Source organism: Rubritalea marina DSM 17716, from assembly GCF_000378105.1.
Lineage (GTDB): Bacteria > Verrucomicrobiota > Verrucomicrobiia > Verrucomicrobiales > Akkermansiaceae > Rubritalea > Rubritalea marina.
Genome location: NZ_KB899259.1, coordinates 1 through 15,006 on the forward strand (window position 1 = coordinate 1; position 15,006 = coordinate 15,006).

17 protein-coding genes and 1 tRNA gene are annotated in these 15,006 nt (G+C 50.3%); 9 read left to right on the forward strand and 9 right to left on the reverse strand.

Annotated features, from left to right (window positions below):
• Positions 1 to 297 precede the first annotated feature (297 nt).
• Positions 298 to 1,494 (reverse strand): FKBP-type peptidyl-prolyl cis-trans isomerase, encoded by a 1,197-nt coding sequence (locus F454_RS16675; protein ID WP_018970591.1) that lies wholly within the window; start codon positions 1,492 to 1,494, stop codon positions 298 to 300.
• A gap of 78 nt (positions 1,495 to 1,572) precedes the next feature.
• The gene (locus tag F454_RS0110365) at positions 1,573 to 2,025 is read right to left on the reverse strand and encodes a universal stress protein (RefSeq protein WP_018970592.1); all 453 of its coding nucleotides are present in this window, start codon (positions 2,023 to 2,025) and stop codon (positions 1,573 to 1,575) included.
• Between the two features lie 96 nt (positions 2,026 to 2,121).
• On the opposite strand from F454_RS0110365, the gene ruvX reads away from it, so the two are divergent.
• Both ruvX and F454_RS0110375 read left to right on the forward strand, forming a co-directional pair.
• On the forward strand, positions 2,122 to 2,583 hold the full coding sequence (gene ruvX / locus F454_RS0110370) for a Holliday junction resolvase RuvX (protein WP_018970593.1): 462 nt from the start codon (positions 2,122 to 2,124) through the stop codon (positions 2,581 to 2,583).
• Positions 2,558 to 3,334 carry an MBL fold metallo-hydrolase gene (locus F454_RS0110375; RefSeq protein WP_018970594.1) on the forward strand — a complete coding sequence of 259 codons (777 nt, stop codon included), beginning with the start codon at positions 2,558 to 2,560 and terminating at the stop codon, positions 3,332 to 3,334. Before ruvX ends, F454_RS0110375 begins: the two co-directional genes overlap by 26 nt.
• Positions 3,335 to 3,653: 319 nt before the next feature.
• Here the strand turns inward: F454_RS0110375 and F454_RS0110380 are convergent, their stop codons facing one another.
• The 6 genes from F454_RS0110380 to F454_RS0110405 all read right to left on the reverse strand — a co-directional run bounded on the left by F454_RS0110380 (position 3,654) and on the right by F454_RS0110405 (position 7,498).
• Positions 3,654 to 4,970 carry a DEAD/DEAH box helicase gene (locus F454_RS0110380; RefSeq protein WP_018970595.1) on the reverse strand — a complete coding sequence of 439 codons (1,317 nt, stop codon included), beginning with the start codon at positions 4,968 to 4,970 and terminating at the stop codon, positions 3,654 to 3,656.
• Between the two features lie 137 nt (positions 4,971 to 5,107).
• Entirely contained in the window at positions 5,108 to 5,266 is a 159-nt protein-coding gene (locus F454_RS16380; RefSeq protein ID WP_018970596.1) for a hypothetical protein, read from the reverse strand.
• Positions 5,267 to 5,290: 24 nt separating this feature from the next.
• On the reverse strand, positions 5,291 to 5,458 hold the full coding sequence (locus F454_RS16385; protein WP_018970597.1) for a hypothetical protein: 168 nt from the start codon (positions 5,456 to 5,458) through the stop codon (positions 5,291 to 5,293).
• Positions 5,459 to 5,518: 60 nt separating this feature from the next.
• Entirely contained in the window at positions 5,519 to 5,671 is a 153-nt protein-coding gene (locus tag F454_RS16390) for a hypothetical protein (protein WP_018970598.1), read from the reverse strand.
• A gap of 99 nt (positions 5,672 to 5,770) precedes the next feature.
• Positions 5,771 to 5,857, reverse strand: a tRNA-Leu gene (locus F454_RS0110400).
• A 51-nt stretch (positions 5,858 to 5,908) separates the two neighbouring features.
• Positions 5,909 to 7,498: a zinc ribbon domain-containing protein gene (locus tag F454_RS0110405; protein ID WP_018970599.1), complete on the reverse strand. Its 1,590-nt coding sequence runs from the start codon at positions 7,496 to 7,498 to the stop codon at positions 5,909 to 5,911.
• Between the two features lie 160 nt (positions 7,499 to 7,658).
• Here F454_RS0110405 and F454_RS0110410 point away from each other — a divergent pair, with 160 nt between their 5' ends.
• The 3 genes from F454_RS0110410 to dprA all read left to right on the forward strand — a co-directional run bounded on the left by F454_RS0110410 (position 7,659) and on the right by dprA (position 10,702).
• Positions 7,659 to 8,360, forward strand: coding sequence for a zinc ribbon domain-containing protein (locus F454_RS0110410; RefSeq protein WP_018970600.1), 702 nt, complete (start codon positions 7,659 to 7,661; stop codon positions 8,358 to 8,360).
• A gap of 73 nt (positions 8,361 to 8,433) precedes the next feature.
• Complete coding sequence (dusB, locus tag F454_RS14905; RefSeq protein ID WP_018970601.1) at positions 8,434 to 9,447, forward strand: tRNA dihydrouridine synthase DusB; 1,014 nt, start codon at positions 8,434 to 8,436, stop codon at positions 9,445 to 9,447.
• 187 nt (positions 9,448 to 9,634) lie between these two features.
• Positions 9,635 to 10,702 (forward strand): DNA-processing protein DprA, encoded by a 1,068-nt coding sequence (dprA, locus tag F454_RS0110420; protein ID WP_169334369.1) that lies wholly within the window; start codon positions 9,635 to 9,637, stop codon positions 10,700 to 10,702.
• Between the two features lie 18 nt (positions 10,703 to 10,720).
• On the opposite strand, the gene F454_RS0110425 is transcribed toward dprA, so the two are convergent.
• A complete protein-coding gene (locus F454_RS0110425; RefSeq protein ID WP_083912965.1) occupies positions 10,721 to 11,752 on the reverse strand; it encodes a PEP-CTERM sorting domain-containing protein in 1,032 nt (343 codons plus the stop codon).
• A 269-nt stretch (positions 11,753 to 12,021) separates the two neighbouring features.
• On the opposite strand from F454_RS0110425, the gene F454_RS0110430 reads away from it, so the two are divergent.
• The 4 genes from F454_RS0110430 (at position 12,022) to F454_RS0110445 (ending at position 14,972) form a co-directional block, all read left to right on the forward strand.
• Positions 12,022 to 12,369 carry a P-II family nitrogen regulator gene (locus F454_RS0110430; protein WP_018970604.1) on the forward strand — a complete coding sequence of 116 codons (348 nt, stop codon included), beginning with the start codon at positions 12,022 to 12,024 and terminating at the stop codon, positions 12,367 to 12,369.
• A 94-nt stretch (positions 12,370 to 12,463) separates the two neighbouring features.
• Positions 12,464 to 13,534: a peptidylprolyl isomerase gene (locus F454_RS0110435; RefSeq protein ID WP_018970605.1), complete on the forward strand. Its 1,071-nt coding sequence runs from the start codon at positions 12,464 to 12,466 to the stop codon at positions 13,532 to 13,534.
• A 62-nt stretch (positions 13,535 to 13,596) separates the two neighbouring features.
• On the forward strand, positions 13,597 to 14,691 hold the full coding sequence (locus tag F454_RS0110440; protein WP_018970606.1) for an acyl-CoA reductase: 1,095 nt from the start codon (positions 13,597 to 13,599) through the stop codon (positions 14,689 to 14,691).
• Between the two features lie 65 nt (positions 14,692 to 14,756).
• Positions 14,757 to 14,972: a S1 domain-containing protein gene (locus F454_RS0110445; protein WP_018970607.1), complete on the forward strand. Its 216-nt coding sequence runs from the start codon at positions 14,757 to 14,759 to the stop codon at positions 14,970 to 14,972.
• The last annotated feature ends 34 nt before the right edge of the window (positions 14,973 to 15,006 follow it).

Genomic DNA, 15,006 nt, shown 5'->3' on the forward strand with positions numbered 1-15,006 from the left:
TTGCGGAGCCGTGCTCCGGATCAACTTAGCGAGTTTCTCCTGCGCTCCCCTTGGCGGGTGAGGCGGGGCGCAATCTACATATTCCTCAGAGTCACGCAAGTCATTTCGGCACCTTTTTTCACTTTTTATTCAAGACCATCCATAAACCACTGCATTTTCAATAAATTCGATCTGCTAGAAAACTCACAGCACTTTAGCTAGTTGCTCACCACACGCGCTAAAAACCTTTCACATGGCAACAAAAATGCCCAATACCGAAGTATTGGGCATCACATTGATGGTAATTTGTCTAATTGCTTAGCGAATACTAAAGAGTTCGACGTCAAAGCAGAGCATTCCCGCTGGAGCGCCATTTGGCGGATTCTCACCGTAAGCAAGCTTTGCGGGGATCCAAAAACGACGTTTCTCACCCACAACCATAAGTTGCACGCCCTCAGTCCAACCTGGAATCACCTGATTTAGCGGAAAAGAAACTTTCTCACCGCGTGCCACTGAACTATCGAATAATTGGCCATCAGTCGTCCAGCCACTGTAGTGCACTTCAACAGTGTCAGTTGCCTTCGGATGCTTGTCACCGGTGCCCTTCTTCAACACCTTCGAAGCTAATCCTGAATCGGACTTCTCGGCATCAGCGGGAGCCGCTGCCACATCCTCTGGTGTTTTTGGTGGCTCTGGCATGTCTTGAATTTCAAGCAGTTCAACTTCGAAGCAGAGCATCCCAGATGGTGCCCCAGGGCGCTGTGGTGTTTCGCCATATGCCAATTCAGCAGGAATCCAGAAGCGACGCTTCTCACCTTCTACCATAAGCTGAACGCCTTCAGTCCAACCTGGAATAACCTGATTCAAACCAAAAGTTGCTGGCTGACCACGCAGCACGGAGCTATCAAAGAGCTTACCATCAGTGGTCCAACCACTGTAATGCACTGTGACCTTGTCATGAGCGTCCGGCTTCACTGCACCGGAACCTTCGTTCAGCACCTTGGAGGCGAGCCCCGATGCTGTTTTCTCTGCATCAGCTGGCGCCGCAGCCACGTCTTCTGGTGTTTTTGGTGGCTCTGGTGCCTTTTCAATATCAAAAAGCTCTACATCGAAACAGAGCATCCCACCCGGACGGCCACCGCCTGGGCTCTCACCATATGCCAATTCAGCCGGAATCCAGAAGCGGCGCTTCTCACCCACCACCATGAGCTGAAGCCCTTCTGTCCAACCCTTAATCACACGGTCGAGTGGGAAAGTGGCCTTCTGCCCACGCTGAACAGAACTATCGAAGAGCTTTCCGTCTGTAGTCCATCCACTGTAATGAACTGTTACTGTATCTTTTGCGCTTGGTTTTTCTGAGCCTGAGCCCTGTTGGAGAATCTTCGAGGCTAAGCCTGAAGCCGTTTTTTCTGCTCCAGATGGGGCTGCCGCCACATCTTCTGGAGTCGTTACATTTTCTGCGTTCACAAGATTGATTGAGCCACAAGCAAGCGCGGCACTGATGCCGGCCGCCATTATTTTTTTGCTATGAGTTTTTTTCACTAGAGCACTCTTCGCAATCCCACATGACATGTCAAGCGAGGGCTTGAGCCCTTATGAATCTTTTAAGCAAGGCACCACTAGAACCGGAATCTTGGATTTTTTCACGACCGCAGCAGTGATACTTCCTAATAACATGCTCGCCAGAGCGCCATGCCCGTGACTACCAATAACCAACATCGTAGCCTGCGAGCTATCCAGGTAATCAAGGAGTTGATTCTCAGGCTTCCCCGTTAGAATCACTTGCTCAGCATTCAAATCCTTCAAGCAATCTGAAGCCAACATATCAATCATACGCTTCCCCGCTCTACTGATGGCAGCCTCAAGAAACTCAGTGGAAATAGCCAACTCTTCCGAGTACATCCCGCTGGCTGTATACAACACCGAATCATCCACTACGTGAACTAAAACAACCTGGCAATCCATCGTTTGAACCAGAGAACACGCAGCCTCCATCACATGCTGCGATTCGGGAGAAAAATCAATGGCAACTACTAACTTTTGCATGATCCCTAGTTCATAACACACATTCGCTACTATTCCCAGTTATCATTCCATCCACGATCTGCTATATTGCCAACGGCAGGCGCCAAGACCAAAACCATGGACACAGCACACCCAGTATTAGCAATCGATCACGGAGAGGCCAGAATTGGTCTAGCTATCACAGATCCAGTAGGCATCATGGCCCACCCGCTCGAAACGATTCAAACAAAAACAACCCAAGTTTTTGAACGCATCAACACAATAATCGCCGAGCGCAAAGTCCAACAAATCGTGATCGGCCTCCCACTTAGGATGGATGGATCTGAAGGCAGCGCAGCAGACAAAATCCGAAACTTCACCGAAGAACTTCACGCCTCGTTGCCAGCGGAGATCCCTATCCACTTCATGGATGAACGCCTCACCACAGTAAGCGCCTCAGCCAAACTCCATGCTGCTGGAAAAAACGCGAAGAAACAAAAGGCGATCATCGATCAAGCAGCAGCAGTTGAAATTCTGAATGACTGGCTCAAGCAACAGTTTCCAACAGAATTTGATGAACCTCAGTTTGACCAATACTAGAGACACCGTGTTAGAAGATGATTTTAATGACTGCCTAATGAAGGCAATGCATGGGCAAGCCTTAAACACTGAGAAGCTTGCAATACGCGCAGGAATCCCTCAAGAGCGCATACTCCGCACCCTGCAGGGAGAGCATGACACCCCAACCATTTCAGCGCTTGCCTCAATACTCGGATTGGATAGCGACAAACTAGTCAACCTAAAATCCTACCAGCCACGAGTGACCACACCGCATGCGCTGCACATGATTACAAGCCCCTTCGGGCACCTCGGAGTGAACGCTTATATCGTCACGAGCAATGGAGAATCCATCATCTTTGACACTGGCACAGACAGCACTGAACTTCACCGCATCGCTCCGAATCCCAAACATCTTTGCATTACCCATAACCACCCAGATCACAATCAAGGAATGCAAGAGTTTGAGTCCTGTACGATTTTCACGCCGGACTCCCTAAACCCAGGAGACTCTATCTCCATTGGCTCTTTGGGCATTGAAGTTATCGACTCCTCTGGCCATTTCTCCCCAGCAAGAACCTACCTGATCCATGGTGACTCATCACCAATCGCCATCGTTGGCGACGCTATCTTTGCTGGCTCAATCGGCAAAATCCCAGGGAATAAATACAACTCGGGACTGAAGACAATCAGGGAGAACATTCTCAACTTAGACCCATCTACCATCCTGTGTCCAGGACATGGCCCGTTGACCACAGTGGCCCAAGAACTTCTTCACAATCCATTTTTTTAATGGCCTCAGTCACTCCGAGAAAGAAGTTGAACAAAGACTTATGGTGCACGAACGTTGTTTAAGAAGCATAAATGCTTCTTCCCCTTTGATTATTGTTCAGTGACACTCGACTAGCTGTTGTTCAGGACACACACAAGTGAGACACCCCATCACACTCGATTCACATACCCTGCTCAAATCAACTAATTGATCCATAAGCCCTTGCTCAATTCCTCAAGCGAAGGACTGTAAGAAGCGCTTCAACTTTACTGCTGTTAAGTTTTCCGCGCTTAGTATTGTGAATACTATCTTTTTAACGGAGGTTGAACATCCTCATTTTTTAGGACTTAGTGTCATTATTCCCGCGATTCCGCTGCGGCTTCCTCTTGGCACCGGACTTCGCCCGATCACCCTGTTCCCTTGATCTAGAGGGGCCTCTACCCTTATTTTGAGGTCGACGTGAACGCGACTTAGCGTGCGGCCTCCTATTGGAAGTTTTTGGCGGCTGCGGACTGGCTACCTCCGTAGGCTCAAACCCCTGAACCACCACTTGCTTCAGTTGCAATTTGGTTAACTTTTCAATCGCTCTCAACTGATCGAACTGATCCACACACAACAATGAAATAGCATGTCCGTCTGCCCCAGCTCTTCCTGTGCGCCCGATGCGATGCACATAATCTTCAGCCTGATCCGGTAGATCAAAATTAACGACCTGAGGTAACTGGCGGATATCAATACCACGTGCCGCAATATCGGTAGCCACAAGGACATTCAACTTACCCGCTTTGAAGCCATCTAAAGCTTTAGTTCGCGCGCCCTGGCTTTTATCACCATGAATGGCAGAGGATTTCACACCGCATGATTCTAGCTTGCGAGCAAGTCGATTGGCGCCATGCTTGGTCCGCACAAATACCAGACACTGCTTCCAACCATGTTGTTTAATCAAATGCAACAACAGAGCGCCCCGCTTCACTTTATCCACTGGGTGCACCACTTGAGTCACTCTCTGCGCAGTGGTATTTCTAGGTGCTACAGATATTTCTACTGGTTTAGAGACTACCTGCTTCGACAATTTACGAATTTCGGGTGAAAATGTGGCCGAGAAAAGCAAGGTTTGCCGCTTTGCTGGGAGCAACTTCAAGAGCTTCTTAATCTCATGAATGAAGCCCATATCCAACATGCGATCTGCTTCGTCTAGCACCAGAACCTCAAGATCTTGAAAGCTCACAGCACCTTGATCGCATAGATCAAGCAAGCGCCCCGGAGTCGCCACGAGAACATCCACCCCCGCACGCAACTTTGCTATTTGAGGTTTGATATTCACCCCACCAAAGGCCACGCCTGTATTTAGATCGAGATACTTAGCGTATTTCTTCACATTATCAGCCACTTGAGCTGCCAACTCCCTCGTAGGAGTGATCACCAATGCGCGGACCCTCTTGGACTTCGCCCGCTCACCTTCTGAGAGCTTTTGCAGCACGGGCAAGCTGAAGCCAGCGGTCTTACCCGTCCCAGTCTGAGCCGCAGCTAAAACATCATGCCCTTCTAAAACAATTGGAATCGCTTTCACCTGAATCGGGGAGGGCTCACGGTACGACTCCTCTCGAAGCACACGCTGGATTTGCGGAGAAAGAGGAAATTCAGAAAAATCTATCATAGTAAGTAGCTGCCGACTGAGCAGAACGCGACCCTAGGCAGCAATTAAGACGTTGAGCAACAAACAAAACGCAAAATCCCTCGCCGGACGTGCCGGCGAGGGATTTTCATATCTTTAGATCTCTCGTATCTCAGGAATTAAAGGCTAGCCTTCTTCACTGACAGAACGGAGATTTTGTACTTTTTCAATGCATCTGTGACTGCTTTTTCATCGAGCGCCTTGTCTTCTGCAAGCTGGATCTCGAGATTGCTATTCACATATGCTGCTGCAATATTCGGCAATTTCTCTAAGGCCACACGGGCCTTATCATTTTCAATCGCTCAGGTAGCACCTTTCACTTTGAGCATGTAAGCAGCTTCTGCCACTGCTTGCTCAGTCTCTTCTAGAGAAACAAAGCTCACAGGACCTTTACTAAATGCATCCTTTAAACCTTGCTCTGTGAGCTTCTCACCATCTTTCATAAAGACTGTGGTGCGAAGACCAGACATTTTGAAGGAATCAACTCCTTTTTGACTTGAGATGGCCGCACGGACCGCCTTACCGGCGCCTCATCCTCCACCTTTAGCAGTGACAATGAATACCTTCATTGTCTTATTGTCAGCCGCGGCTGCTTGTTGCGTTGCTTCAGCAAGTGTTACTTCGGTGGTGAGACCACCAAAGGCAAGCACTGCGCACGCTGCGATTAGATATTTCTTTTTCATATCATCGGTAAGATACCTCAATAGAGATCTTATTCCACAAAAATCGCTTGAATCAAAAAAAGCAAGAATCTCACCCTACACAAGCAAGGATGAGCGCAGTGGTACCACCGACCGGACTCGAACCGGTACGCCCCGAAGGACAGCAGATTTTAAGTCTGCGGCGTCTACCAATTCCGCCACGGTGGCTTGTGGCGCACATCTAAAAGTTAGATATCCGATCCATCTGCGGGGCGCACCCTATCGACGAGATTGGATCTCGTCAATAGTTGCTTTCAAAGAGTTTTTGAGATCCCCCTGAGCCTCCTGGTAAGCGGGAATCAAGACCTGTAGAGAACCCTCTCCACCCACCTTGCGCAAAATGATAGAAGCTGATCGCTTGGCGCTAATGTCTAGATCGGGAAACACCTCGAGCAATGCAGCCTCCGCCCGCACTCCTGCACTCAGCAGTAGCGCCTCATTCGCAATGCGATCCTGCATCCAAGCATAAACCATCACATCGCCGATCTCAGACACATCTTGTTCAATCAAATATTCTAGATAGCTACGTGGAATCGGCTGCTTAAGAACAGCAAGCTGACGAGCTTGATCTACAACCTCTTGTCGCACGCCACTCTCAGGATCATCCCAGCGCTTCAACACCTCCACAACATCCTCTCGAAACTCACAACGTGGATCTTGAAGCATCAACAACAACTGCGCCACGACATCTGCACGTAGTCGAATACGATTCACCTGAATAAAACGCTGCACTGCCGCTTTTTGGCGATCTGGGTCGATGTGCTGCAACTCATGTAGGTTCACTAAATGGAACCTAGGGTGCTCCTCATCAATCAAGACCGCAGTATCATTCATCGTCAATGCTGAGGCATCCACGCGCACGTCGATCAACTGCAGATCATCACGTTGAGCAACCACATCACCAAACTTTGGTACAGCCTGTACCAACTTGTTCATAGACACTTTGCAATCGGTATAGAGCAACAGAGTCGCTTTCTGCCCATTGACTGTACGATTCTTGTAGATTCTAGGCATTTCTTCAGAATCCATCACATGGCCAAGGTAATTACGAATCACATCGATGTGCGCTGGTTTCACGCCGAGCAAAGCAATACCAATGACTCGCTCAGGGCGCTCAGCCTCGTTGATCTGCTGCGCCACCACATCGTAACCAATATCTGATTTGTATTGAGCCAGTCGCTCTTCCGCCTGCAACTCCACCTCACGCTCGTCATCTACGACTGCCTCAGCAACCACTTTTTTTTCTTCAGCTTTCTCGTGAGGAAACCACAAGGGCAAGGTGCAGGTCGTCCCTGCAAACACGATGGTAATCGCATAATCTAAGGCATGAAACCTGCGAAGCCCAAATAAAATCATCGAGCTCCCTATCAGAGAAAAGAAGCCCGAAAGCAACCACCTCTTACCCGGAGACATCGCCCCAAAGCTGTCAGTCTGGTGCTGCGTGATAAAGTACAGACTGATCGAAAGTAAAATCAACAAGCCAATAGCCACCATGATTTTCCCCATATCCCCCTTGGGCATCGAGTCCTGAGCTGTGACCGATTCATCGTATTCCACGGACTGGAATTGCACCTGATCAGCGATGTGCAAATCTGGTTTCTTCTTGGTGAATCCCGAAAGCTGCTCCGATTTGCCACCTGGATAGACACGCTTGGTCTCGTCATCAAGATGATCACCATTCAGTATATGTTGTTCCTTGAGGTCGAAGGCATACCCACAAGCCCCACATTCTACAGGAAAGCCTACCAGCTCTTCGGGCACAACGAATACTGCCTGGCACTCTGAACATTGGATCTGAATTTCACTCATGAATTGGTTTTTCTAACGAACTTTCGCAGTCTACATCAGCAATCTGATAAAATCCCAGCACATTCTACCAAGTCAAAAAAATTACTTTTGCGATGAGCATATGACGAATCTGAACACATCGTACTTGCCCAGCCCTATTAGATCGTCTTATCTAGACACCATGCTACCCGAAGTTGAGTCTCTCCTCATTGTTCAAGACCGCGATCAAAAAATCCTCATCCAACGCCGTGAGCTTGAGCGCGTCCCACGCGACAAAGCGAGTGCTGAAGACAAGCTCAGCAACGACAAATCCGCGGTATCCTGTGCCAAAGAAGCGTACCAAGAAAACCAAGTTGCCATCAAAAACACCGAGCTCGATATCGCCACTCGCCGAGACACGATCGCCAAGCTTAAAACCCAGCAGTTTGAAACAAAGAAGAACGAAGAGTACACTTCATTAGGAAAAGACGTCGAACGCTATGCTGAAATGATCGACGAGCTTGAAACCCAAGAGCTTGAACTGATGGAGCAGGCTGATGAGCTCAAAGAAAAACACACCCAAGCGATCGCGGCACTAGAGGTAACGCAAAAAGAAGTCGACCAAGACATCGCGCATCTCGAAGTAAAGGCTAACGAGTGCCAAGGCCGCCTTGATGAACTACTCTCTGAGCGAAGCGAACTCATTGCCAAGGTAGACGACAATCTCATCACCCTCTACGAACGCCTCCTCAAGACAAAAGGCAACGACCCCGTGGTTCCCCTGAAAGGATCTCAATGCGGCGGGTGCCACATGAAGGTCACCCCCTCCACCGTCGCAAGTGTGCTTGCAGAAAAAGGCATCACTCAATGTGAGAACTGTGGTCGCATCCTCTACCAGTCATAGTCCTTCCTGCTTTTTATCATTGATGATTCAATGAGATCTGGCATCAAGCGGCCAACACGCACCCACAACAACGATGCTTCCTTGGTTTGATCACGGCAAATTCCCACTCTTCCTAGCGCCTATGGCTGGGGTCACCGACGTCACCTTCCGCACCATTTGTAAGGAACTCGGGGCCGATGTGATGGTCACAGAATTTGTTTCAGCTGAAGGGATCGTGCGTCGTGACGACCGCACCCGTAAGTACACCGAGTTCCATGAAGGTCAGCGGCCAGTAGGCGTCCAACTCTTTGGCGCCGATGGTGAGCGCATGGGCGAAGCTGCCAAAAAAATCATCGATTGGAAGCAACCTGACTTTATTGATATCAATTTTGGCTGCCCGGTGTCCAAAGTGGTTTCAAAGAATGGTGGATCCTCACTTTTAAAAGACTGCCCATTGCTCGCCTCAGTGGCCTCAGGAGTCGCAAAGGCAGTGGGCGACCAAGTCCCAGTAACTGCCAAAATCCGCGTGGGTTGGGATGAAAAACACATCAATGCTCTAGAAGTCTGCAAGACGCTAGAAGACTGCGGCATGCAGCAGATCGCGATCCATGGCCGCACCCGCTCCCAAGGCTATCGCGGCGAAGCCAATTGGGATATCATCAACGAATGCGCAGAATCATCCAACATTCCCATCATCGGCAATGGCGACATCACCTCAGGTCTCGACGTAGCAAAGCGCAAAAATGAGACTGCAGTTTCGGGCCTCATGATCGGTCGTGCAGCCATGCAAAACCCATGGATTTTCAAAGAGGCAAAGCATTACCTTGAAACAGGCGAAATCCTCCCACCCATTGAGATCGAAGAACGCTGGCACCTCATCATCCGCCACTGCACACTCGCCACCCAAAGCGACCGTTACGGAGGCGAAGAAAAACACACCATCATGGCCATGCGTTCCCGTTTGATGGCATATTGTAAAGGATTCTCCGGCGCCAAAGCTCTGCGCCAAAAGCTCTGCCAAGTCGTCTCCGTCACCGAACTCGAAGACATTGCAGCAGCTCACCTTTCAGGCGTTTACGACCGCCAAAGCGATGCTTTGGGCGACTAGAGAGGCTAGCAACCCTCACCTAGCCATCCTCCATCCCTTCACATCAAACCTAGCTGGATGGCTTGGAAACCCATCCCTGCCCGCCTAAAACTATCGCAGCAATCTCAAATCCCCCCTTCCTTATTTCCCGAGGATTGTATAGGATGCTAGGGTGATGTCCCCCCGTGATGCATACATCGCTCTCAACATGTTACCCAAGATCGGCCCGATCAGGGTGCGGCGTCTGCTCAATGAACTCGGCAGTCCAGAGCGCGTCCTAGCCGCCCCCATCCATCGACTCGAACAAGTCGCTGGGGTCGGCACCGAATCCGCACAAATCATCCACCACTGGGAGAACCACTGCGACATCCAAAAAGAAATCTCGGAATGTGAAACACGTGGCATTCGCATCATCACGGCAGCCAGCGATGAATACCCTGAGTCCTTACGCCACATATACGACCCACCCCTCTTACTCTACGTCTGGGGCAAGCTTATCCCAGCTGACCAACACGCAATCGCCATCGTAGGCTCGCGACGCTCCACCCACTACGGACAACAAGCAACCCGCGATATTGCAAGCCACCTCACCCGTACTGGCCACACAATCATCTCGGGATTAGCCCGTGGAATCGACACCCATGCGCACCGTGCCGCCATCGATGCCGGCGGCCGCACCATCGCTGTGATTGGCTCGGGGCTCGGCCAGATCTACCCACCGGAAAACATGAACTTAGCGCATGAAATCGCCAGTGGCCATGGCGCCGTAATCTCAGAATTCCCGGTTCATAAAAGACCCAATAAAATGACCTTCCCTCGACGCAATCGGATTGTGGCGGCATGCTCAAAAGGCATCCTTGTCACGGAATGCCCCTCTTGGTCAGGGTCCCTGATCACAGCACAGCTCGGATTAGAAATGGGCAAAAACATCTACGCGGTTCCCGGCCCGATTGATCGTCCTCATTCCTCTGGCTGCAATCAACTCATCCGAGATGGAGCCACATTGGTGCGCAGTGCCGACGACATCATCGAGGACTTCGAGGCCCTGCCGTTGATAGGAAAACTCCATGCCCAGCCACAAGCCACACCCGATCCATCACTCAGCGAAGAGGAAAGCTCGATCTATGCCGCGATCCAACTCCAAGACCAAAGTATCGATAGCCTTGTGGACCGCACGCGGCTCCCCATCGCCACCATCATTAGCCAACTTCTACAGTTAGAGATGAAGCGCCTGGTCACCCAGCTACCCGGCCCCAGGTATACCCTTAGAAAATAAAAAAATCGTTCTCGAAATCTAAGTACGCTTGCGGCGCAGCATCAAAACTAAAGAGCCAAAGCCTAGAAGCGATAATGAGCTTGGTTCAGGAACAAGCGCTACGTCAGCGCGCAGCTGGAAAGATGTCACAGTCTGGTAAACAAAACCTTTTGTCACTTCATCGACATCTAACGCTGTGGCTGCTGTCGCGTCATCTTCTATCCATGCATTGACAAATTCACCTTCTAACTCAAAAGCTGAGTCATTCCCAAACCCGTAAGTTGTGGCATCTGTATCACCCCCATTAACAGCCAGACCTTTCGTGAACGTGAGAGTAATCTGATTTACTTCAGCCAAAGCTTCTCCTATATCGCCGGGATCAACATCTAGAATACCCGAGGACTCTTGATCCACAGATTCATAGGCTCCATCAATCGTCCCCACGGTAGCGGCATAAACGTAATTCGTACCTTGATGCGTTGTATTATACAAAGACATCGTTACCGTAAATTCGCTCACAGAAGTAGGATCGAAAGTGAAGACACCGATACCGTCATGACCGGTACTCCAAACACCATCAACACCATTGATACTAAATGTAGGGTTCGCTGGTAATGCCGTATTGAATGCAACATCGGGAGCAGTTATATCGACTTCCAGATCAACAAAATTTGGCGAACCAGCATCCTCATCCTTCAAGTGCAGCACATGGGTGTAAGTTGCGTCAACTGGGCGCACTGCTAACATCTCAGCCTCTGTGTCGTAGTTGTGACCACGCTTCCATAATTCATATTGTGTGCTGTATGGGATTTCATCCACTACGCCACCATTAATCTTCACTCCATAGTATTCAGACTCCCCACCAGGTATCCACTCTCCAGTAAACGCATCTGATTCTCCGTCCATTGGACCACTTACATCATCAAAACCATCGTACGAGACGATCGTCGAACTAGACTCATCAGTCTGATAAGAATACGTCTCCACACTTGAGAAAAAACCAACCGACACCGTAGAGGCTGAACATAAACCCGCTCCAGCCACCAATAAGAGAGATGTAATAATCTTCATAATGTATTAATTGCTTAATATAACAGCACACCTAACACCGTCCAATCACCATAGCAAGTAATTGCATTGATAGTTTTCTTCAATCTATGAATGAGCGAAATAATGAATCATACTGCGCTGAAGCACTTAAAAAAAGCGACGAATTATCCTGACTTACATCTTGCCAGCTCACTGGCCTGCGCCTACTCTAGTATTAGATCTCAGTCACTCAAGCATTCAACCCAAAGTTGGCACACTAGTTGCTAGCATGAGACACAACCATTCAAGCTATGAAAAAAATTGAAGCAATCATCAAGCCGTTCAAACTCGAAGAAGTAAAAGAAGCACTCGCTGAAGTAGGTGTACAAGGTATGACCGTTACTGAAGTGAAGGGTTTCGGTCGTCAAAAAGGCCACACGGAAATCTACCGTGGTTCTGAGTACACAGTTGACTTCCTTCCTAAAGTTCGCATCGACATCGTTGTTGACGACGAGCAGGCACAGACAGTTGCAGAAGCAATCGTGAAGAGCGCGAACACAGGCAAGATCGGTGACGGTAAAGTATTCCTCTCCACAGTAGACGAAGCAATTCGTATCCGTACCGGCGAAACTGGCGCGGAAGCAGTTGCTGTTAACTAATCGCCGCAACAGATTTTTTCTAACTACGAGCCACACAACAGATTTGTTGTGTGGCTTTTTCGTGCTCGGTCGTTAGGCTTCTTGGCAGATGAAGATGTCTTCAAAATTTGTGGTTCGCCTAGGAGCTTGGTCGCTGATCATGCTCTACCTTTTGATTGACCTTGTGATTTTCGAAGGCCCAGTGAAGCAAGGAGTCTACAAGATGCAGGGACACCCAGCGGCAAAAGCTGCCAACGACACCAAACAAGGGATTATTGCACGCGTTTTTGGCAAACCAATCTATCTCAGCCAAGTCGACTACACCGTAGATGAACGACTCTGGCGCAATGGTAGGAATCGTTCAGAGCTCAGCCAAGCCACCAGAAAAGCCATGCGTGAATCAGCGCTGCGTGAGCTCTGTGACTTTGCCATTCTCAGAGAGAAAGTAGCACTCAACCGAGACAGCTACCCCGTCGACGAAAGCGAGCTTGAAGAAGCTTACGCCCGATTTGCCAGCAGATTCACCACCCCAGACGCATTCGCGCAAGCACTAAAAACCATGCATTACAAGGGAAGCCAAGAGGTCAAAATGCGCCTCGAGGCCAGGATCCAGCAGAACAACTACCTAGAAGACAAAATCCAACCCGGGATCTCAGTAAGCAACGAAGAAGCCAAGGCATGGTATCACGACCACCTAGCTGAACTGAGCATCCCCGAACTCCGCCACACGCGCCATATCTTCATCAGCAAGCAACATCATAATGCAACCCAAGCCCTCCGCAAACTAGAGCCAGCCCTAGACGCCATCATAGCAGACCGCAGCCAATTCCAGAGATACAACCAACAACTCAACAACGACCCACGTGCCAAGACACGCCAAGGATCATTGGGAGCACTAACCCTCCAGCGCTGCCTTCCGGACATAGCCGATACAATCTTCTCCATGGAGGCCAACACCCCAGTAATTATCGAATCAACATTAGGCTGGCACCTCATTGAAGTCACCAAAATCGAAGCCTCACACCAACCCGCCTTTGCAGATGTGAAGGCCCAGATCATGACAACTCTGGAGAACACAAGACGTAAGGGTGCCGTGGCGGAATACCGACGCAACCTACGACTCCAACATTCAGAGAAAATCATCATCCACGAAAAATTACTCGATGCTGACTGGACTGGTGAATAAGGTTGAGCCTGGCAAGCTGAGCCTCTATGGCTAGCCCACAACCTAGTCACTGACTCAAGATCATGAACACCGAAGAACGAGCCCACCACCTAGCCAAAGCAGCCGCTCCAGTGGCACGCTTTCTCGGTGAGTTCTCGGCCAATGATCTATTAGATTGGCTCCAACATGAACTCGGCGACTGGCGGGCCTTGGATGACTTTCAGCAAGTCGGCAACATCCTCACCAAAGCCAAAGCACTCAAACTCCTTCACGTAGTCAGTGGAAACACCCCGCACGCTGGGCTCCAGTCGATGCTTCGCGGCCTCCTCATAGGCGCAGAGAACTGCATCAAAGTACCTTCTAGCCTTTCACTAAAGCTTGGAACCGACGCCCAACACACGATTCCGGCACTCGGAACCTTCTTCGCAGCATTACCAACCGAGCTGCAGGCACGCTGTCACTTCACCACCGAGCTCGATGATCACACCCTAAGTTCGGCCGATTGCGTGATTGCCATCGGTTCGGATGAAGCCATCGCCGCCGTACATGCTCGCCTGACACCCCAGCAACGATTCATCCCTCACGGCCACAAACTCAGCATCGGCCTCATCGACAAGCCGAACTCAAAGCACGCCCAGCTCGCAGCTCGCGACGCCTCGATCTTCAACCAAAACGGTTGCCTTTCCCCCCACGCGATTTACGTGCAACAGGACGCCGCAGCCTTTGCTCCGATGCTCGCCGAGGCGATGGAGCGCTATGCCGAGAGCGACCCGCGCGGCGAGATCGGCCTCTCCGAGAGTGGTGCCATCCGCAACCTCCGCGAGACCACCCGCTACCGCGCCGCCCAATCCCCAGAGAAGATCCAGCTCTACGAAAGCGATGGCGACACCAGATGGACCGTCATCTACGACGAGAGCCCAAGGCTCGAACTCTGTCCAGGAAACCGCTGCATCTACGTCCGCCCATGGCCCGAAGACCTCAGCACCCTAGGCTCCGAAGTGGAATACCTCAGCACCATCGCACTCGCACCATTGCCAAAGCTACTCGACACCGTCGCTCCGCTCGAAGCACCCCGCATTTGCCAGCTAGGCCAAGCCCAATTCCCGGACCTCTTCTGGCACCACGACGGCTTCGCCCCACTGGCCAGTCTAGTCACCTGGCAAGACATCCACCTCTAAAGAAACGGCTCCCCAGAGCTGCACCCCCCCCCAACAACCAATAACTTTTAACCAACAACTATCCAGTGAAAGACACACCCATCCGCACCACCGCCACCATCACCGAAAAGCGTGAAGATGGCAAAACATTCATCGTCACACTCCCCAATGGCAAGACCTCGCTCGGCCATTCCCAACTCAAGCACAAAGCCTACCGCGATTCCCTAGAAATCGGCGACCAAGTCACCGTGGAGATGACTCCCTTCGACTTCAACAAAGCCAGAATCATCCCTACGGATTAGTACCTTGCTTAGGACTCATGAGGCACCAAACCCA